General features: G+C 56.1%; 18 protein-coding genes. 15 read left to right on the forward strand and 3 right to left on the reverse strand.

Annotated elements, in window-relative coordinates:
- From ACY1JZ_RS02710 to ACY1JZ_RS02735, 6 genes are all read left to right on the forward strand, one after another.
- A partial coding sequence (locus ACY1JZ_RS02710; RefSeq protein ID WP_462627963.1) for a thioesterase domain-containing protein occupies window positions 1-1203 on the forward strand: 1203 nt, incomplete at its 5' end.
- 75 nt (window positions 1204-1278) lie between these two features.
- Window positions 1279-2061, forward strand: a complete 783-nt coding sequence (locus ACY1JZ_RS02715; protein WP_462627964.1) for a thioesterase II family protein — start codon at window positions 1279-1281, stop codon at window positions 2059-2061.
- A gap of 124 nt (window positions 2062-2185) precedes the next feature.
- Complete coding sequence (locus ACY1JZ_RS02720; RefSeq protein WP_462627965.1) at window positions 2186-3625, forward strand: ABC transporter ATP-binding protein; 1440 nt, start codon at window positions 2186-2188, stop codon at window positions 3623-3625.
- Window positions 3625-5154, forward strand: a complete 1530-nt coding sequence (locus tag ACY1JZ_RS02725) for a hypothetical protein (RefSeq protein ID WP_462627966.1) — start codon at window positions 3625-3627, stop codon at window positions 5152-5154. The genes ACY1JZ_RS02720 and ACY1JZ_RS02725 overlap by 1 nt, the downstream gene beginning before the upstream one ends.
- A 244-nt stretch (window positions 5155-5398) precedes the next feature.
- On the forward strand, window positions 5399-5722 hold the full coding sequence (locus tag ACY1JZ_RS02730) for a hypothetical protein (RefSeq protein ID WP_270171309.1): 324 nt from the start codon (window positions 5399-5401) through the stop codon (window positions 5720-5722).
- A 180-nt stretch (window positions 5723-5902) separates the two neighbouring features.
- Window positions 5903-8218, forward strand: a complete 2316-nt coding sequence (locus ACY1JZ_RS02735; protein ID WP_462627967.1) for a type IA DNA topoisomerase — start codon at window positions 5903-5905, stop codon at window positions 8216-8218.
- Between the two features lie 90 nt (window positions 8219-8308).
- Here the strand turns inward: ACY1JZ_RS02735 and ACY1JZ_RS02740 are convergent, their stop codons facing one another.
- Window positions 8309-9043 (reverse strand): HAD family hydrolase, encoded by a 735-nt coding sequence (locus ACY1JZ_RS02740; RefSeq protein ID WP_462627968.1) that lies wholly within the window; start codon window positions 9041-9043, stop codon window positions 8309-8311.
- 262 nt (window positions 9044-9305) lie between these two features.
- On the opposite strand from ACY1JZ_RS02740, the gene ACY1JZ_RS02745 reads away from it, so the two are divergent.
- The gene (locus ACY1JZ_RS02745) at window positions 9306-9443 is read left to right on the forward strand and encodes a hypothetical protein (protein ID WP_462627969.1); all 138 of its coding nucleotides are present in this window, start codon (window positions 9306-9308) and stop codon (window positions 9441-9443) included.
- Window positions 9444-9713: 270 nt separating this feature from the next.
- On the opposite strand, the gene ACY1JZ_RS02750 is transcribed toward ACY1JZ_RS02745, so the two are convergent.
- Window positions 9714-9935 carry a hypothetical protein gene (locus tag ACY1JZ_RS02750; protein ID WP_270171305.1) on the reverse strand — a complete coding sequence of 74 codons (222 nt, stop codon included), beginning with the start codon at window positions 9933-9935 and terminating at the stop codon, window positions 9714-9716.
- A 137-nt stretch (window positions 9936-10072) separates the two neighbouring features.
- On the opposite strand from ACY1JZ_RS02750, the gene ACY1JZ_RS02755 reads away from it, so the two are divergent.
- From ACY1JZ_RS02755 to ACY1JZ_RS02775, 5 genes are all read left to right on the forward strand, one after another.
- Window positions 10073-10795, forward strand: coding sequence for a phosphonate ABC transporter ATP-binding protein (locus ACY1JZ_RS02755; RefSeq protein ID WP_462627970.1), 723 nt, complete (start codon window positions 10073-10075; stop codon window positions 10793-10795).
- The gene (locus tag ACY1JZ_RS02760) at window positions 10792-11292 is read left to right on the forward strand and encodes a GNAT family N-acetyltransferase (protein WP_462627971.1); all 501 of its coding nucleotides are present in this window, start codon (window positions 10792-10794) and stop codon (window positions 11290-11292) included. Before ACY1JZ_RS02755 ends, ACY1JZ_RS02760 begins: the two co-directional genes overlap by 4 nt.
- A gap of 59 nt (window positions 11293-11351) precedes the next feature.
- Window positions 11352-11999: a DUF3298 and DUF4163 domain-containing protein gene (locus tag ACY1JZ_RS02765; protein WP_462627972.1), complete on the forward strand. Its 648-nt coding sequence runs from the start codon at window positions 11352-11354 to the stop codon at window positions 11997-11999.
- 87 nt (window positions 12000-12086) lie between these two features.
- Entirely contained in the window at window positions 12087-14003 is a 1917-nt protein-coding gene (locus tag ACY1JZ_RS02770; protein WP_462627973.1) for a stalk domain-containing protein, read from the forward strand.
- A gap of 48 nt (window positions 14004-14051) precedes the next feature.
- Window positions 14052-15899, forward strand: coding sequence for an amino acid permease (locus ACY1JZ_RS02775; RefSeq protein WP_462627974.1), 1848 nt, complete (start codon window positions 14052-14054; stop codon window positions 15897-15899).
- 154 nt (window positions 15900-16053) lie between these two features.
- On the opposite strand, the gene ACY1JZ_RS02780 is transcribed toward ACY1JZ_RS02775, so the two are convergent.
- The gene (locus ACY1JZ_RS02780) at window positions 16054-16458 is read right to left on the reverse strand and encodes a hypothetical protein (RefSeq protein ID WP_462627975.1); all 405 of its coding nucleotides are present in this window, start codon (window positions 16456-16458) and stop codon (window positions 16054-16056) included.
- A gap of 222 nt (window positions 16459-16680) precedes the next feature.
- Between ACY1JZ_RS02780 and ACY1JZ_RS02785 the strand changes: the two genes are divergently transcribed.
- The 3 genes from ACY1JZ_RS02785 to ACY1JZ_RS02795 all read left to right on the forward strand — a co-directional run bounded on the left by ACY1JZ_RS02785 (window position 16681) and on the right by ACY1JZ_RS02795 (window position 19228).
- Complete coding sequence (locus tag ACY1JZ_RS02785; protein ID WP_462627976.1) at window positions 16681-17052, forward strand: GntR family transcriptional regulator; 372 nt, start codon at window positions 16681-16683, stop codon at window positions 17050-17052.
- A 76-nt stretch (window positions 17053-17128) separates the two neighbouring features.
- Window positions 17129-17902, forward strand: coding sequence for a hypothetical protein (locus tag ACY1JZ_RS02790; RefSeq protein WP_462627977.1), 774 nt, complete (start codon window positions 17129-17131; stop codon window positions 17900-17902).
- A gap of 33 nt (window positions 17903-17935) precedes the next feature.
- On the forward strand, window positions 17936-19228 hold the full coding sequence (locus ACY1JZ_RS02795) for a hypothetical protein (RefSeq protein WP_462627978.1): 1293 nt from the start codon (window positions 17936-17938) through the stop codon (window positions 19226-19228).
- The last annotated feature ends 6 nt before the right edge of the window (window positions 19229-19234 follow it).

Below are 19234 nucleotides of genomic sequence, written 5' to 3' on the forward strand. Positions count from 1 at the left end.
GGCGGGACAGGAGCGGCGTCGGAGCCGGAGCTGCGGCAGTCCTGGCGCAAGGCGCTGGAGGAGCAGTTGCCGGCGTACATGGTGCCGTCTGCGATCGTGCTGCTGGAGCGGCTGCCGCTGACAGCCAGCGGCAAGATCGACCGCAAGGCGCTGCCGCAGCCGGAGCTGCCGGAGAGCCGGGAGTATACTGCGCCGCGCAATGTGACGGAGTTAAGGCTAATGCAGTTGTTCGAGGAGCAGTTGGAGTTGTCGGAGATCGGCATTCATGACTCGTTCTACGCGCTGGGAGGCCATTCATTGTTGGCTATTCGTCTGGTAATGCGAATCAAGCAGGAATTCGGCAGCGAGCTGCCGGTCAGCCTGGTGCTGGAGAAGGGCACGGTTGCCGAACTGGCTCGCGTGCTCATGATGGAGAGCCCGGCTGCGCCGTTCAATCCGCTGGTCACGCTTCAGCCGCATGGCAGCCGTCCTCCGCTATTCTTCGTCCATCCGGCTGGCGGTTTGGTACTGGCGTATATGTCGCTGGCGAAGCTGCTTGGCCCAGATCAACCGTTCCATGCGTTCCAGTCGCGGGCGCTGGACGGCATGTCAACCGGAACGATCGAGGAGGTGGCCAGGGACTACATCGAGCAGCTTCGCAGCGCTCATCCTGGCGGCCCATACCGTCTTGGAGGCTGGTCTATCGGCGGCACGATTGCCTACGAGATGGCACGCCAGTTGACCCTGGAGGGTGCGGAGGTCGAGCAGCTATTCTTGCTGGACACGCCTGCCCGCTATGACACAGAGGACGAGGAGTTGGAACTGAGCGATGCCGAGCTATGGTCGCGCCTGATCGACATTCCGCTGGCCGAGGTGAGGCAGGTCGAATCGGAGGAGCAGCTCGCTGCACTGCTGGAGGAGGCGAAGACGCGCGGCGTTGCGGCAGACGAGATGAGCACGGCAAATGCGGAGGCGCTGGTTCGAATCTATCGCGAGCTGTCAGCAGCTACACGCAGCTATGAGCCGGAAGGATACAGTGGAGCGCTCACTCTTATTCGGGTCGATGATCCGGGCAGCGCAGGCGGAGAACCGTCCATGGGCTGGGAGGAGCTTGCGTTGCAAGGTGTCGACGTTCGTTATGTGTCCGGCGAGCATCATACGATGATGGATTCGCCTCATGTGGAGGCTGTCGCACAACATATGCAAGATGTGCTGCAGCAGTAGTTTCATTGCAGAAGGGGGAGGAAGTCTCTCCCCTCTGCTTTATTCATTAACTCATTTTTGAAGGAGCTGAACGGGTTGACGAATCTATCAGATAGCAGCCGCTGGCTAAGTTGCCGGCAGAAAAATGAACGCGCACTGTTTCGCCTGTTTTGCTTCCCTTATGCAGGAGGGACGTCATCCGTATTTCGCAACTGGCATAAGCTGCTGCCGGATACGGTTGAAGTATGGGCTGTTCAGTATCCAGGCCACGGTACACGTATCGGGGAGGAGCTCTATACGGATGTCCGCGCATTGGCAAGTTCCGCAGCACATGCCATTCGCCCGTATATGGACAAGCCGGTGTTGTTCTATGGGCATAGCCTGGGCGCGATTGTGGCCTTTGAGCTGGCATTGTATAGCAAAGCCCAGTTCGGGGTTGGCCCGATGCAGCTTATGGTGGGTGGAAGAAATGCCCCGGATGCGGAGCGGGAGATTGCGCCGATCCACCATTTGCCGGAGGAGGAGTTCCGGGCGGGCTTGCGCCTGTATGGCGGTACTCCTGAAGAGGTGCTCGCCGATACAGAGCTTATGGATTTGTGCTCGCCGATCTTGCGGGCTGATTTTCAGATGTCAGAGACCTATGTGTATGAGGGAGGCAAATTAACATGCCCCATAGTAGCTTGGGGAGGGAAGCAGGATGAGATGGTGCCGGAGCCGCAACTGCGCAACTGGGAGCGATTCACCGCCAGCCGCTTCAAAAGCGAGATGCTGCCCGGCGGGCATTTTTTCCTCATGACGCATCAACAGGAGCTGATTGCCGGGATAACCAAGGAGATCGATACCATTACTCATTTAGCAAGCTGGAACAGATTGTTTTAATAGGGCCCGGCCTATTAAGGACGGAGACAGCCGTTTACGCTTGATAAATGAAAAATAATACAATTATGCTATAATAGATTTTGAATTTGTTTCCTTACAATACAAAAATATGGAGGTTGGATAGGTGAGCCATTTTACGTTCCGCAAAAAGTCTTCCATGCTGCTCGGCAATACGATTGGATTATTCATCGGGTTAGCGCTGGTTTTTGCTGGCAGCCTTGTAGCAGCGCTGTTGTTGTCCTCGCCATGGAACTGGATCGTGCTTGCCGTAGGCTTGCTGGTGCTGTTTGCCGGGACACGGAGTATGCTGGTGGTCATCAAGGAACGCCACACGATAAGTGAGGAGGGGCTGGAATTCCGTTATTTTGGCTCCGTGGTTCAGGTTCCGCATCACCGTATCGCTTCGATCGTATCCCGCAGAGGAGGACTGCCCTCCAAGCTATCACTGCCGCAGCAGGAGATGAAGTATGACCCGGACAGCAAGTCGATGTTTCTGGTGGCTGATGAATTCAACATGCTGGAGATCGAGCTGAAGGAGCCGATGGAGATGGCCATGCCGTGGCCGAGCAAAAAGACAGAACGTGTGGAGCACATCGTATTCAGTGTCGACGAGCCTGCCGCATACTTGGAGAGCCTGGAACGTTATCGCGCTGTCAAGGAGGGAGCCTCACCCTTGGCGGGGACGGAGGTGGCAGCCTATCACGGGGAAGGCGGTATTGCCGATACAGAAAGCGGGTTATCTGCAACCATGCAAGAGGACCCAGGCGACGCTGTGCCTGTTCGGAGGCGACTGGTGTCCAGCGGCAAGGGAGAGGGCAAGGCGATTCGCCTTGCAGGGCTGCGCAAGCGGTATGGCAGCTTCGAAGCGGTCAAGGGCATCGACCTGACCGTGGAGCCGGGAGAGATTCTGGCCTTCCTGGGCAGCAATGGTGCCGGGAAGACGACCACCATCAAGATGATGATTGGGCTGCTCGACCCGAGCGACGGGGAGATTAGCATCTGCGGACAGGATCTGTTCAGGGATGGGCTGACGGCGCGCAAGCTGATTGGCTATGTACCGGATAATCCACTGCTTCGAGAGGGGCTAACGGCACGGGAGTTTCTGTGGTTCGTCGCTGGTATGTATGGCGTCGCGGAGCAGGAGGCGCGGCGGCGGACGGAGGAGCTGCTGCAATCGCTGAAGCTGGAGCAGTGGGGGGATCATCTGATTCGCGGCTTCTCTCTGGGCATGAAACGCAAGATGGCGATCGCCGCCGGATTGATCCATCAGCCTAAGGTTCTGCTGCTGGATGAAGTCACGAACGGTCTTGACCCGCGCGCCGCGCGCGAGGTGAAGGATCTGATCGTGGCCGCGGCCAATCAGGGAACCGCGGTCTTCATTACGACCCACATTCTGGCGCTGGCGGAGGAGCTTGCCGACCGGGTAGCGATTATTGACCGGGGCGAGATGCAGGCGCTCGGTACGATGGAGGAGCTGCGTGTGCAGCTTGAGCTGCCAGAGGCCAATCTGGAGCAGGTATTTCTGCAACTGACGGGAAATATGCCTGCACTGGAGGTTGGCTAATGTCGCGCACAACGAGCGCCTTGCCGCTGCGTGCAATTGTTGCCGCCATCTGGCGGGAGAGATGGAATCAGTCGTGGCGCTTCAGTCGCTTCAAGCTCGGGCTATGGCTGAAGCTTGCCCAATTAGGCGCTGTTACCTGGATCGTCATCCTGTTCCGCAATGCGCCCGAATATAGTCTGGGTATCGTCATTGCTCTAATCTTGGGGCTGTCTGTGCTCATCAGCATATTGGATGTCTTCGGCAAGCAGGAGGGGCAACTGTATTCCGACCGTTTCTTGCCATTCGTGCATATCTCAGCCTGCCCGCCTGCGCAGATGCTGTCCGCTGTTGTCCTGGCAGAGCTCCCGGCAAAGGCATTCAACGGGCTGCTGACAGCCATTGTATTAAGCAATCTGCTTCCTGGCGAGCTGGTCCCCTGGACAGCGCCGCTGCTGCTGTTGCTGAGCGTTGGGGCCGGATTGCTGGGTGACCTGACGGGGCTGCTCGCGCTCATCTATCTCGTGCGTGCAATCCCATCTGTGCTGGGCGCTACTCGTGTGCTGGTGCCGGGGGTATTCATCGCCCTGGTCATCTATCTGGTCTATACGCTGGCGAGCGGTGTACCCTTCGAGCTAATCGGGAGTCTCCTGCGGGATAACCAGAGTCTGATCTATCTCGTTGCGGCTGCTCTCATGCTGCCGGGCGCCTATATGGGGCTGTCGTTATGGCTGTGGCCCACTCGTCTGGGGACCGTCTACCGCCAAGGCTGGCAGCTTGTATCCAAGCGGCTGGATACCGGTCGCAACGCCTCGGCGAAGTCTGGCTGGCCTGCGATGGCACAAGGAGCTGTAGGAGCGATTCAGGCGAAGGAATGGCTGCAATTCGGCAGAAACCGTATTACCTATGTGCGTCTGCTCTTTCTTCTTGCTGGTCTCATAGCCGCATACTTTCTAGGGCCGATGATTGCCGAGCAGGATGAGAGGTGGCAGGGCATGCTTGTCCTCGCAGCCGGTGTGCTGGTCGCCTTGCTCAGCTATGGCGAGGTGCTGGCTGCGATGTTCGTAGGGGAAGGGCGCAATCTGGCGTTCTATATTATTTCTGGGACCCACCCGCGTCATCTGTTAATTGGCAAGATGCTGGCGGCTCTGCCGATCGGAGGCATCAGCTTCCTGAGTGTCTGGGCATTTGCGCTATGCAGCGGACTTCCCGTCGCACAACAGCTAAGCTTGTCGTTCATCGCTCTGCTGCTTGGCTTCGGCCTGATCGTTATCCTGGTCGGTATCGCTGCGGCGGGCATTCAGCTCGCTACTATAGAGAAGAATGATCAGAAAAACTCGGCGGAAATTAGCGAGCAATTGCCAAGCGGTGCGGGAGCGTGGGCGGGGATTGGCGCGTCCTTGCTCTTCTGGCTGCTTGGCTCGGCCGCAGGCGGTGGCGAGCTATCGATCGGAGCCACACTGGCGCTCATTCTCGTGCTTGTCGGGCTGTTAGCTCTGGCCTATGGACTCGGCTATGTCAGGTTGAAGCGATTGCTGCTGCGGGGCAGGTAGGCGACATATAGGCCGTGCTGTGCAATCAGGTGTGGAAGGGAAATTTCTATCGTGGAAGCAATCAGGCTTCTCTTATGAAAGCAAACGATCCGATCGATTTGCTGTCATAAGGGGAGCCTTATTTTGTGCTACTCAGATACTTGGCGATGTCCAGAAGCAGCCGCATATAGAGGCAGATTATGATTAGCTATGGTAAAATATGAGGATGACATCGCATAATAATGCGAAAATGGAGGGAATACGCGTGATCAAATACGGATCAGATACGATTACACAGCTCAGATTCGCCTCCTTCACCCCCCGTCTGGAGCGGCGGGATGAACAATGGATCGATGTAGAGCTACGCTTCGAGCTGGAGGCAGGCTTGCAAGGGGCGGCACCGGACGACCTGATTGATCTGACCATTATGGTCATCTGCACTCATGGTGGACAGATCGCCCAGATCGTGCCGCTGGATGAGGGCTGTGATTGTGAATATCAGTTCACCGCAGACGAGAAGCAACAGATTGCGGATTACATATTAGACAACGACATCCAGGAACGTATACGGGCGTGCAGCTTCCGCTAAGGGGAGGATGAACAGCCTGGTGTGCAGAAGCAGAATGCTTCGATGATTCATGCAATTTTAGGGTGCTTGCCAACCAACCGGGAAGGCAGACGGATGTAGCTGCTGTAGCACGCTCCGTTATGATGTATGAATTGAAGAAGCGTTGCTGCGCGTTATTAACGCAGAGTGAGGGAGAGGCATGTGAAAACGTTAATTATTGCGGAGAAGCCGGATATGGGCAGGTCGATTGCGGCGGTGCTGGAGCCTAGGGCGCAGAACCGCCGCACCTATCTGGAAGGGGAACGCTATATTATTACCTGGGCGATCGGCCACCTGGTCAGCCTGGCGGAGCCGGATCAGTACGATGCGAGGTATAAGAAATGGAATGCCGAGGATCTGCCAATTATTCCTGATCGCTTCAAGCTATGGCCCAATCCCCGGACACGGGATCAATTGAAGACGATCAAGGAGCTGGCCGGACGCTGCGGCAGAGTCGTCAATGCATGTGACGCCGGGCGGGAGGGGCAGTTGATCTTCCATCTCATCATTCAATACTTGAAGATTCGGCTGCCCGCCGACAGGCTATGGATCTCCGATCTGACGCCAGAGACGATCCGCCGCGGCTTCGAGAAGCTGCGCAGCGATACGGAATACGATCCGCTGACCCGCGCAGCCAAGGCGCGCAGCGAGGCCGACTGGCTGATCGGAATGAATGCCTCGCGCGCTTTCACGATCCGCCATCGCGCCTTGCTGTCTGTCGGCCGTGTGCAGACGCCCGTGTTGGCGCTGCTGTTCGACCGTCATAAGGAGATCGAGGCGTTCAAGCCGGAGACATATTACGTGCTGCGGGCCAGCTTCAAGCAGGCTGCAGGCGGCTATAACGGACTGTGGCAGGGTGATCGGCTCACCGACCCGCTCAAGGCGCAGGCACTGGCGGATAAGGTCAAGGGCAAGGAGGGACGCATCCTGTCCTATGAGGTGAAGGAGTCCAAGGAGTATCCGTTCCGGCTATACGATCTGACATTGCTGCAGCGTGAGGCGAATGGCAGATACGGTTTCCCTGCGAAGAAGACGCTTGATGTGGCACAGGCGCTGTATGAGAAGCATAAGCTGATTACGTATCCGCGCACGAATTCGAACTATGTGACGGAGGAGAATCTGCCGATCATGGACAAGGTGCTGACGATGCTGCAGCAGACATCCTATGGTCAACTGGCGACAGGGGCGGATCGTTCCCGTGTACATAAGGGCAATAAGGCCGTATGCAATCCATCCAAGGTCGAGGATCACCACGCGATTCTGCCGACGCCGAAGAAGGCCGGGACGCTGAGTGCAGATGAGCAAAAAATATATGATCTGATCGTGCGGCGTTTCCTGTCGCAATATTATCCGCCGGCGGTGTACAGCAACCATGAGGTGCTGACAGAGGTCGAGCAGGAGCGGTTCAAAACGAAGGTCAAGCAGCAGCTTGATCCCGGCTGGAAGGTAGTGCAGGAGGAGACGAAGGAGCAGGACAAGCCTGGTCGCAGCCGCAAGAAGAAAGCGGAGGATGACGAGGAGGAGGAGATGATCGTAGACCGAAGCTTCTCTGTCGACAAGAACGCGCCTGTCCTGTGCCGCGAGGCGGAGGTGAAGGAGAAGACGACCCAGCCGCCCAAATCCTATACAGAGGGCACGCTGCTCAAGGCGATGGAGACAGCAGGCAAGAGCATCGAGGACGATGAGCTGAAGGAGGCGATGAAGGACACCGGGCTAGGCACGCCGGCTACTCGGGCAGCGACCATCGAACGACTGAAGCAGGTGGGCTATATTACGCTATCCGGCAAAAAGCTCGACATCACAACGAAGGGCTGCGCAGCCATTGAGTTGATTCGCGATGCCGGCGTCGAGCTGCTGGCTTCGCCGGAGATGACGGGGCGCTGGGAGCAGCGTCTGCATCAGATCTCCAAGGGAGCCGCCAGCGATCTCGATTTTATGGATAAGGTGAAGCAATTCGCCCGCCTGATCGTTCAGAAGGTGCGAACGCAGCGTCCGGCTCCGCCATCGCTGTTCGCGGAGGAGGAGGGCAGGCGCAAGAGTGGACCAGCCAAGGGGAGAAGCCGCGGCAGCTCGGCGGCAGGCAGGTCAGCCTCTGAGCGGACAGCCGGCGCAAGGTCGATGGCTCGCACGGGCGCAGCCTCTGGCGTCGCCACGTCGCGCAGTCTGACTGCGGAGACGGAGCCCGCCGTCTCCAGGCAGCCAGAGCTGCTGGGCCCGTGCCCGCGTCAGGGCTGCAAGGGGCAGATCATCGAGGGCAAGCGCGGCTATGGCTGTACGCACTACCGGGAAGGCTGCACCTTCGTCATCTGGAAGGCGATGCCCGAGAAGAAGCTGAGCGCGGCGATGGCGAGGCAGTTGGTGACGAAAGGAACGACAGGCAAGCTCACATTCAGGCAGCCAAGCGGCCAGGTACGCAAGGGTGCGGTTGTGCTGCAAGATCGAGAACGTGGCCATGTGGCTGTGCGATATGAGTCATAATATCGTAACATCGTGACATATGAACGCCCCACTTACTGACATCAATCTGTGTAAGTGGGGCGTTATTATAGAAGGGGATGGTGCGGGTTGTTACCTGCAGCAGACATACTGCGAGATCGCACCGGGCACGTCGCGCAGTTGCTTGAGCAGCAGCAGCGCGCCGAGCGGCTCGACATCGATAGGAACCATGTTATACACCCATTCGTCGATGGCTTCCACATGGATGGCATGGATGCCTGCCGTTAACGCAGGCACCACATCTGTACGGATGGAATTGCCGATCATCCATGTCTGTGAGCGCTCGAACTGTCCGTCTGTCAATATCTGCTCCAGCGCCTCGCTATTCTTATGCTGACGCACATAGACACGCGATTCAAAGTACCGCTCCAGCGCCAAACGCTCTATCTTGCGCTGCTGAATCAGCGTCTCCCCGCCAGTGTACAAGTGGAGTGTATGTCCCTGCTCGGCGAGGACGTCAAGCGTCTCTTCCATATAGGGATAGGGCTCCGTCTCCTCATCGAGCACACTACAGCCCAGCGTCCATAGTCTGTCCTTCTCCAGAGGCTGTTGCCTTCTTCCATAACGCTCTGAAAAGTATTCATAGGTCATTAAGAAGGATTGGGGAAAGTGATCGAATTGAAAGCCGAGCTCCTGAACACCGGCGATATCAATTTCGATCTGCTTTTGACGAATATCGTCCGCTGTAAGGCCGTATTGTCCGAACCAGGATTGCATCAGATCCACAAACCGGTCGAGGGCAAGGTGAAAATATTTCGTGCAATGAACCAACGTATCGTCCAGATCAAATATAAGCGTTTGTTTCATACAAGCTCCTTCGCAGCCAAAATTCATATCGAACAACGATGATAACCTATCATCTCTTCTACCAATCTACCTGAATGCGCCGCCAAGGTCAACCGATTCAGTTGCCAGTGCAAGCTGCCTCGCTGCATGACGGCGATAGTTGAACCACATATGTCCTCATGATCCACCCTAGGACAACAATACGAAAAATCCCCATGAAATACAGGCGTATATGAATAGAACGGCTGGATTACAGCGCATAATGAGAGCGGAGGTGATCAGGATGCCGCATAATCGGAGCCAGCAGACGGAGAATCAACATAACGAATCGCAGATGAAGGAAGAGGCGCAGACGGTGAAGCAGGAAAAAGCCGCTCATCGCCCGCCCAGCCTGAACGGAATCAATAAGCAGCAGCATTAATCCATACGCCAAGACAGACCACAGGGCTGGGCTGTAATAGCGGAAGGAGAGGGGAACCTGGGATGAGAATCGGACGGAAGCCACAAAAGCTGTACATATAGAGGCGTCCGACCGTTCCCATCACTGACAGCACCCGCAGCGCCGACCACGGGTTGCGGCATCATCGCGCCGATCGTTGCCGCGAGATGATAGAGCATCTGCATCTGAGCTGTACGATCCCCTCTCCTGCCGCTTGTATGGCGGCCAGGTGGCATATAGCGGAACATGCAATCACGCAAACCTTAATCGCTTGGCTTCCAGATCGTTCTTAATGAAAGCAATTCGCTTGCGTACATAGAAATCATGGCTTGCGCCCTTCAAATCCCGAGGGGTGATCACCTCCCCTGCACCGTTATCAATAATCGTCAACCTTCCATCAGAATAAAACTTAAAGGTCAAATCCCTCCACGGCCGATGCTTCTCGATAAACCGATAATGTTCGCAGTTGTGCATGATGATCATCCTCCTTCAGAATCCTTTATTTTAGAACATTTGTTCTTACTTTTATTATATCAAACGTTTGTTCGTATGGAAAGTATTTTTTATTTACCGTAAACTAGATTTATAGAATAGACGGAGGGGCCGAAGCGATGATCAAGATTGACCGTTTGACCAAGCAAATACCTGGGGGACCAAAGGTGCTCTCCGATGTCAGCTTTGTAGCGCATAAAGGCGAATTTGTCACGATTGTCGGCGCAAGCGGCAGCGGCAAGAGCATGCTGCTCAAATGTCTGGCATTAAGGGAAAAATGGACGTCCGGCAAGTATACCGTAGAAGGAACAGATATTTTGGGCAACGCCTGGACCGGGCTGCGCAAGATTCGGCGCGAGTTCGCCTTCCTGGAGGAGAAGCCGCATCTGTCGCCTAACCGCACGGCACTTAAAAATGTGCTGGTTGGCACAAAGTATCAGACGCCTCTATGGCGGATGGTGACGGGCATGGTTCGCAATGACGACTATATGGGCGCCATGGACACGCTGGAGAAGCTGGGACTGCTGGATAAGTCACGGCAGAAGGCCGAGAAGCTGAGCGGCGGAGAACGGCAGCGGGTGGCGATTGCCAGGGCGCTGGTGCATGGCGCCAAGGTGCTGCTGGCTGACGAGCCGGTCGGGGGACTCGATCCGCATTCTGCGGAGAATATTCTGAAGGACTTGAAGGAATTGACCAAGCAAGGGCTCACTGTAATCGCTGTTCTTCATCAGAGCGAGCTGGCGGAGAAGTACTCTGATCGCATAATTGGTCTCAATCAAGGCCAACTTGTGCTTGATGTGCGCGGACGGCGCCTGACGACGGCTGAAAAGATGCAGCTATGAGCGGGCTGAACTACCGCCTCATCGAGCGCCATGAGCTGGAGCAGGCTTACGCACTGGAGTCCGCCAGCTACCCGGAAGCCGCAGCGGCAACACTGGAAGCGTTTCAGTATAGGAAGCAGTGGTTTCCTTCCTTCTTCTGGTCGGCTTGGGATAGCGGCAGCGGGAAGCTTGCAGGCATCGCCAACGGCGTAAGAACGAATGCGCAGGACTGTGCAGATGACGCTATGAAGGCAGCGCATGAGGATGAAGCACAAGGCTGCCGCTTCTGTGTGCTGACTGTGGCGGTGGATAGCCGTTTCCGCCGTCAGGGTGTCGGAAGCGAGCTTATGCGGCGTGTTATTGCCAGTTGCCGTGAGGAGCGGCTGGAGGCGGTCATGCTGATGTGCGAGCCGCATTTGATCGGATTTTATGAGGGGCTGGGATTTCAGTATCGGGGACGCAGCGCATCAGAGCATGCCGGCATGGAGTGGCACGAGCTGCACTTGTGCCTGTTGTAGGGCTCTGATAGGGTCTCTAAGCCAGTATCAGGCATGGAAACAAGGGGCCTGTGCATACAATGGAACATCTTAATCGACAGGCAGGTGTCTATTGTATGGCTTTTGCTGCTCCGGCTGTCATTCAGCCTACCCGTCTTACTTATCCGAAGATTGAGCTGTGGGTGCCGGTCGTCCAGGGTCTTGAGAATCGAAATGCGATGGAGAAGATCAATCAGGAGATTCGGGCCGAGGTACACCGGTTGGTCAGCAGCCAAGGCTCGCTGGAGGACCCGCGCTCCGAAATGATCGGATGGTTCGAGACCAAAACGAATGAGAAGGACATACTCAGCCTCTCCCTGTTCAATTATGCCTATACGGGCGGGGCGCACGGGTTGACGCTTCAAGCCTCGCTGACTTTTGACACGAAGACGGGCAAGCGCTACAAGCTCTCTGAATTGTTCAAACCGGGCAGCGACTATCGCAAACGGCTGGATGCCATCATCGGGGCGCAGATCAAGGCGCGGGATGTACCCGTGTTTGGTCCGTTTGAGGGTATCCGACCGGATCAGGATTTTTATATTGCCGATCGTTCACTTGTGGTCTATTTTCAGCTCTATGAGATCACGCCTTATGTCTACGGGTTTCCTTATTTCCCGATTCCAGTCTATGATGTGCAGGATATTGCCAATGAAGAAGGGCCGCTAGGCATTATGCTGGCCAATGATTAAGCAATACCAGTGTGCAGGTTGGGGAGGCAGTGGCGCAGCCTGAGGCGTGCCGCTGCTTCTCGCCTTAGATGAACAGGAGGTTAGCGAATGAGAAAGCAAGACAAGCCTGTGAGGAAATGGATGGGAGCTGCGCTTGGCGCCGCACTGCTGATCGGATCGCTTGACAGCAGTGCTTCAGCTTATGCGCTAGGTCTTCAGCCATTCGAGGATCAGGACTCGCATAGCTCGGCGCTTGTCCAACTGGAGGGCGCCCCTTATATGTGGAATGTTGCGATCTGGGAGGGGGTCAGCATGATTCCCGCCCGTGGGTGGCTGTCCTATCTCGGATACCGTGTCACATGGAATGAAGTGGAAGGCAAGATGTCAGCGATTCATCCGAACGGGAAATCCTGGGTGTTCTGGAAGGGGAGGCAGACAGCACAAAAGAATGGCAAGACGATTCAATTAGAGGGAGTGGCGCCTTATACAAGCTATGGACAGCTCTATGTGCCGCTTCGCCTGACTGCTGTCGAGAGCGGTTTACAGGTGTTCTGGAAGGGCAACGGACATCCGATTCTGCTGAGGGACCCAAATATAATATCGAGCTTCTCCGTGATGACCCGTGCCGATAATGGCGTGCTGTCCTACCCGGACAAGCTGAGCGATGATATGAAAGAGCACTGGAAGGTAAATGTGAATGCAAAGCTCTATCACCCGGATTATTATTATGAACGTACCAATATTTCGATCGCTTCTGGAGATATGACGGATCTGATGCTGCTTGAGCGGCCATTTATACTTGATAATGAACTGTTCCAATCCTTTTCACTCGATCTGACCGAAGACATTGCTCAATATCCACGCTTGAAGGCGCTTGTTGATCGCGGGGGGCCGTCAGCTCGGACAATCGACGGCCGCATCTACGGCATACCACGGCCTTACAGCGAGCTGGATGCGCCTTATCCAATGATTCGCCAGGATTGGCTGGACAAGTTCGGCATCGCGCCTCCAAGTACGATGGACGAGCTGTATACAGCGATGAAGCAGATCGCGGATCAATGGCCGGGTGGAAGCAAGAAGGGGCCTGTCATTGGCTTGAGCAGCAGGATGCCGGAGGACAGTCTCGGCTCGCTCTCCTGGGTTGAGCAGGCGTATACCGGTCTGCCTGATCGCTTCGTGGTGTCTGGCGGCAAGGTGGTGGACGCCGTAACACTCCCGCAGGAGCGCAAGGCACTGCAATGGCTCGCGCGGGCGCATAAGGACGGTCTGCTCGACCCTGGTTTTATTTCGCAGTCTAGCGAGGGCGCACGGGATATGCTCGTCTCGGGGCAGGTTGGACTGGCGGCGATGACGTTGACTGATGCGGCGATGTTGACACAGCAGATGAGCCCAGGGAGCGGTGCGGAGGCGCTGTGGGTCCCACTCACCGGCCTGCTGATGGAGGATGGTTCGGAGCTAGTGCCGTATAATACTGCTGGCTCAGGCATGTATATCATCCCCGTTACAGTGAGAAGGGACATGGTGCCATTCCTGCTCGACTGGCTGGACAAGGGGATTGCCCGCAGCCAGACCGACGGTTGGCGCCAACTGGATGGCTGGACTACTGCCGAGCAAGCGGCGGTGGATAGCCTGTTCGGCCGAAGGGAGGCGTTGCCGGATGCCAAACTGCTGGAAGGATTGGACCTGCGAGCTCGCGCGGCTTATACAGAGGCTGTGGAGCAGTGGAAGGCAGTGAAGGGGCAGACAACGGGTTCGGCTTCGTCCACTGCTTCGGAGAAGAGTTCGACAGCGGCCACATCATCGACCGGCCTCTCTTCGGCTAGAGCGGCGATGCCGCTTGTTGGCCGCGATACGGTATTTAGCAGAGGCGCATTCAGCGAGTTGATTAGCATGACAGAGGAAATGAAGCGTGCTGTCATCACGGGCGAAGCGTCACTTGACGAATGGGATGCATATATTGCAGCTATGCAGGCCTCCAAGGAATATAAGGACATGATGGACAAGCTCAATTCGCTTGTACGATGATTAAATGCCCTCCCTCTCTCATACATATAGCGGGAGGGGGTGCAGGGCATGTATAGTGTACTGGTTGGTGTATTGCTGTTCGCTGTCGTCTGCGGTGTGGCACTGTTTCTGGCCGTGGCAGCGGGAAGGCAGGTCGGCCGCACAGCGAGCGGCAGCAGGCCGGCTTCTGCCTATGTACAGTATATATCGGATAAGCAGTCGCTGAACAAGCTGGGCTATGCCCAGCAGCTAAGCCGCAACTGGAGCGGATGGGGCACATTCAGCGCTTCATTTGCAACGATGTCGGTGCTGGGCGGAGCGGCGCTGTATTTCGGACCGGTCTATGCACTGACCGGGGCGTGGGGATTTAGCATAGCGCTGCCTGTGGCAGCGCTATTTGCATTCGCATTGGCGGCCGCCCAAGCGGAATTGGCGGCGGCGCTGCCGACAGCCGGGGGCTGCTATCACTGGGCATTGGCTCGCGGAGGCCAGGGCTTCGGCTTTGCAGCGGCATGGCTGCGCGGCTTCGGAGATCTGGCGCTGCTGGTGCTGCTTGCTGGGGCGGGGGCATTGCTCGTGCAGCCGTTCGCCGCGACCTATGCGGGTCTGGGCAACGGATGGCTATCCTTTATGCTATGTGCTGCGCTGCTGCTCGGCTCGCAGGCGCTCGTAGCCTGGACCGGTCGGCGCTGGGTTGCGCTGTTCCTGCAGCTCGGGACATGGCTGCAAATATTACTGGTAGCTGGCGTGGCGGCCGGCTTGTTCTTGTTTATCGGCCCAAGGCTGCAGCCTGCGGAATTTTTGTTCACGCTGCGCCCCGAGACTGCTGGCAGCGGCGGCTGGCTGGCGATGATGATGGCAGTGCTGCTCATGTTCCGGTTATTTAGTGGCTCGGATGCTGCTGCCTATACGATGGAAGAGGCGACAGCGCCTGAGCAACATGTGCCCTGGAACATCTATTTGGCGCCAGTGTATGGATTTCTCGCGTGTTATGTGCTGCTGGCAGTGCTGGCGCTGTCCACTGCAGAGGCGACTGTGGGTGCTGGGGGCAGCTCGGGCAGTGGCTTGTTCATGACCTTGCTCGGCAAGGGACTCGGCGTATGGAACGGATGGCTCGCGGCGCTAGTACCACTCGCAGTGCTTGGGGCGCTCTGGGGAAGCGGGCTCGGGGTGTTGAATGCCAGCTCACGCATGTGGTTCGCCTTCTTCCGAGATCGCAGATCAGCATGGGGGCGTTCTATGGCGGCGGTTTCAACTGAGCGGCAAACCCCAGGACGGCTGATCGCTGCATTAGTGCTGGTTGGGCTGGCGGTGCTCGGGACGTTGCAGGCCGTTAGACCTTGGGATGGCAGCCATGGCCTCGCGTCAGAGAACATGCGGCCGCCGCTGGCACTGGAGAGTCGGACATCAGGGGAGTTGTCACTCAGCGAGAGCCTTGCACGGGACAGAGTATCGGCAGGAGGAAGCGAAGGGAGGATCGTACCGGAGCGGGCTACAGATGCCCAGCAGCCTGATTCTTGGAGGGGAGGGGCGCTCGGGACTGACTGGCTGTGGCTGCTCACGGCGGTTACACTGTTGGGCTCAAGTGCCGCTGCTGCTATTCCGCTCGGGCTGGAGCTGCTGCGTCCACGCGGTCGCAGATTGTTGCGGCGCCGGCTCTCTGCAGAGTCGTCCAGTGGAGTCTGGCAACTGGGGAGCATGCGCCGAACAGTCTGCTGGATTGCCTTTGTCTGGCTGCTGTTCATCCTTGTCATGACAGTTGTACTGCTCTCGAATGTTGCCGCCGTGCTCTCGGCAGGGATACTGCTGTCCGCATTTGTGGTGAATGGGGTAATTGGCAACCGTCGCCGTCAGTTCGCACGACCGTTGTCACATGAGGAAATGCTGCACATTGAGCAAAGATACAGGCATATGTAGTAGCCGATAGGCAGGGCAGCGGGGAGAATGAATATAATACGGTAGAGAGTAACTCGAAGGGCTGTCCGAAAGGTAAGGCGCTTGCAGACAGCCCTGGTCGGATCAAGATGGATTTCAATTAGACATCATTGTTATGACTCTGGTAAATGACTGCCTAGTACACACTGAAGAAGCCATGGTCATAGCTGTAGCCGGTATACGTATTGCCGGAATAGTGATAATCTTCGATGTACATGGAATACAATTTGCCTGAGGGCAGTACAGGCAATTGGGATAGATATGAAGTTGATCCAGGTGTGTGATAGATGGGGCCTGAATTATAAGTATAACTGCCATCTACCGCCGAGATGTTAAACTGGGATACCTTAACATCTGGCGTTAGTGTCCACATAATGAATGCCGGGGAGGAGCTATATGCTGCACCTTTGATCGGGTAAACAATTTGTGTTCGATCGTCAGCAGAGACAACAGGAGCAGCAAGTGTCATGAAACAAAGGGCCAACATAATAGCAGCCATCGTAACCCGGATCGGTCTGAAGGTTCTCATAACTGTTCTCATAACGCTACCTCTTTTCCTCTTCATATAATAGGGTAGTAGATTGATCGTTGGCCAACGGCTCTACTAGATTAATTATACAATAGTTACAAATTATGTGTACATTGGCTAACTTCAAAATTATGTCAATACGATGAATTTTGTTGCTGATTGAGAGACTGGACTCTTGACATTCCATCTGTACTAGTGCCATAATACAATAATCGAAGGCGGGGTGATCTGCGTGTGCTGAATTTCTATGAGCTGAAGCTGAACAATAAGGAACCGGTCTATGTGCAGGCCGCGCGATATGTGAAGCGCAAAATTGTGCTTGGCGAAGCCATAAGCGGTGACAAGCTGCCATCGCGACGCGAGGTGGCGGCACAACTGCAGATTAATCCGAATACAGTGCAGAAGGCCTTCAAGCTGATGGAGGACGAGGGCTATGTTCGCACGAGCAGTACGCTGGGGAGCGTTATCTATGTGGATGACGAGGTGCGGGCGCGGATTGAGACGGAGCTGACGAGCGGATTGGTGAAGGAGTTTATTGGCTCCGCCAAGGAGATCAATCTATCATTCAAGCGTGTGGTTGAGCTGCTGAGCGAGCTATGGGACTAGATCAGGGCAGGAAGGCACCTCTGGTGTCGATCTGTAATTATTGTACTAGAGGAGTAATACAGAGGAGGAGATGCTTATGAAAGGTTATTATCGTCTATTGAATGCAGAATTTGCCGCCTGGCTTCGAGCCATCATTCTGCTCTGCGCAGGTGCGCTGGGAACACCGCTCTTGCTGATTCATGCCGCAACAAATGATTATGGCCCGTATACTGTGGTGGAACGCTACGAGACACTCTATGTCTCCTCCGGAGCAGCGCTTACTTGCGGAGTCTATATCTTGCTGCTGCTGGCGTATTATGTTCGCAGTGTGTACCGCGCCTACTCGGGCAGCAAGAGCATCTACACCTTCCTGACACTGCCTGTTCGTCGGGAGGCATTGTATGCGGCAAAGCTCACGACAGCGGCTACGGCGCTGTTGCTGCTGCTCGCGGCGCAAGGAGCCGGGGCATGGCTGGGCTACGAATTGGCTGCGGCACGAGCGTTCCGGGCGGGTGGGGAAGGGTATGTCATGCATAATGGATGGTTCCTTGCTGTCATACGCTCGGAATGGTTCCGTATGCTATTGCCGTTCAGCTTCAGCCGACTGCTCTCGACGGTCGCGATCGCAGCGGCGCTGCTGACCGGAACTTACTATGCCACACTGTGCGAGCGGAGCAGAAAGCTGTGGGGAGGGGTGGCGGTCATTGCAGCAGTACTGCTCATCATACGTGTAGCAGGGTATAGAATGAGCGAGCCGATATATTACGGGGAGCCCTCTGGCTTGTACTGGAGCAGCGCTCTGCTGCTGTTGTTGAGTGCCTGGTTCATCGGTCACAGCCTCCAGTTGCTGCGACGAGGGACGGTCGCCTGAGGCTTGCATGATACACTTGAGAGGAGAATGAAGATGCGAAGACGAGTTGTAGACCATGCAGCGCTTCCGATGCTTGCCGTCGGGCTCGCGATTATGCTGCTCCTTAGCCTGGGTATCTATCGCGCCAAGGAGGACAGCACGCTCGTACTGGAGGATATTGCAGGTAGCAAAGAGGCACTGGGAGAGGCGATCATCTCGGGAGAATTGCGCGATGGCTACCATGCGATGACGTTTACTGCCCGGCAGAACAAGGTGGTTAAGGAGACGGTGCTGTTCGACCAGCCGCAGTTGGCGCGTAGCAACAGCTACATCGCGGGTGAGGCCAAGCGGGTTGGAAATAAGGAATATGAGGTATACGGCAGTGGGCCGTTCGAGATTGTAGCGCGCGATATTAGCGGCCTGTATCCGGTTCCCACAGGGAAGGCGAATGTGGCGCCTGTGCTGACCTTTAACGGTAGCCGCCTTGAGGGACAGGTCAGTAGGTATTCGAATCCACTCGAATATGGTCTAGCAGTGGATGGCGAGGATGTGTACTATACGACTCCCGTCACAACGGATTATACGGGCAGCAGCAGTATCTTCAAGCTTGCCTTCTATGAATGGGGTTACCCGCAGCCGCCGGATGCGACGGATAGCCATGAACTGACAGCCATACCACTCGGAGTCAATGGGCTTACAGAGGAGGAGGCTGTTCAGGTGCTGGGTCTGGAGGCGGTAGATGGCAAGCTGGTCGTGGTCATGACCAAGGGCGGGATGCTGCAGCTTACAGCTTATGATGCAGCCAGCGGACAATTGCTGGGCGAGCTGGAGGTGCCAGGGGTCTATATCGGTGATGCGGTTGCAGCGGAGTCGAGTAGCTATGGGGCTCGTTATCAGGCCTATGCCGATTCTGAGCAGCAGCAGCTTAATCTGAGCTTCAGCCAGACTACGTCGGATGGCAAGCTGTATCGTATGCTGCTCACGGTGGAGGTCGCCGACCGGATTGCGCTCATCCATCAGGTAAGGGCAGACTTCTCGGATGGGGCAGACAATATGACGGTTGAAGCGTTACTGTCGATGCGCAGTGTAGAGGGGCGCCTAATCATACTGCGGCAGATGGAGGATAACCGGGAGGGTCACGAGGAGATTGAGTATTCGTTTGCTCGCCCCAAGCGGCTGTTGATTGAGGTGTATGATCGAGGCGAGATTGTCTATAAGGGAGAGATTCGCTCAGACTGGAATGATGATGTGATCCGGGCAAGGCGCGTCCCGGCGCAGCTCAGTTTTAGGTATGATCCACTGGATTACCGTTTCTTCGATCACCTGCAGATCAAGGACGGTCATTGAAGGGAC

Source organism: Paenibacillus sp. J5, assembly GCF_054955055.1.

Coding starts and splice junctions, on each gene's coding strand:
- ACY1JZ_RS02725 (WP_462627966.1), top strand. CDS start 3,625: ATGTCGCGCACAACGAGCGCCTTGCCGCTGCGTGCAATTGTTGCCGCC.
- ACY1JZ_RS02740 (WP_462627968.1), bottom strand. CDS start 9,043: ATGAAACAAACGCTTATATTTGATCTGGACGATACGTTGGTTCATTGC.
- ACY1JZ_RS02745 (WP_462627969.1), top strand. CDS start 9,306: ATGCCGCATAATCGGAGCCAGCAGACGGAGAATCAACATAACGAATCG.
- ACY1JZ_RS02750 (WP_270171305.1), bottom strand. CDS start 9,935: ATGCACAACTGCGAACATTATCGGTTTATCGAGAAGCATCGGCCGTGG.
- ACY1JZ_RS02755 (WP_462627970.1), top strand. CDS start 10,073: ATGATCAAGATTGACCGTTTGACCAAGCAAATACCTGGGGGACCAAAG.
- ACY1JZ_RS02760 (WP_462627971.1), top strand. CDS start 10,792: ATGAGCGGGCTGAACTACCGCCTCATCGAGCGCCATGAGCTGGAGCAG.
- ACY1JZ_RS02765 (WP_462627972.1), top strand. CDS start 11,352: ATGGAACATCTTAATCGACAGGCAGGTGTCTATTGTATGGCTTTTGCT.
- ACY1JZ_RS02770 (WP_462627973.1), top strand. CDS start 12,087: ATGAGAAAGCAAGACAAGCCTGTGAGGAAATGGATGGGAGCTGCGCTT.
- ACY1JZ_RS02775 (WP_462627974.1), top strand. CDS start 14,052: ATGTATAGTGTACTGGTTGGTGTATTGCTGTTCGCTGTCGTCTGCGGT.
- ACY1JZ_RS02780 (WP_462627975.1), bottom strand. CDS start 16,458: ATGAGAACAGTTATGAGAACCTTCAGACCGATCCGGGTTACGATGGCT.
- ACY1JZ_RS02790 (WP_462627977.1), top strand. CDS start 17,129: ATGAAAGGTTATTATCGTCTATTGAATGCAGAATTTGCCGCCTGGCTT.
- ACY1JZ_RS02795 (WP_462627978.1), top strand. CDS start 17,936: ATGCGAAGACGAGTTGTAGACCATGCAGCGCTTCCGATGCTTGCCGTC.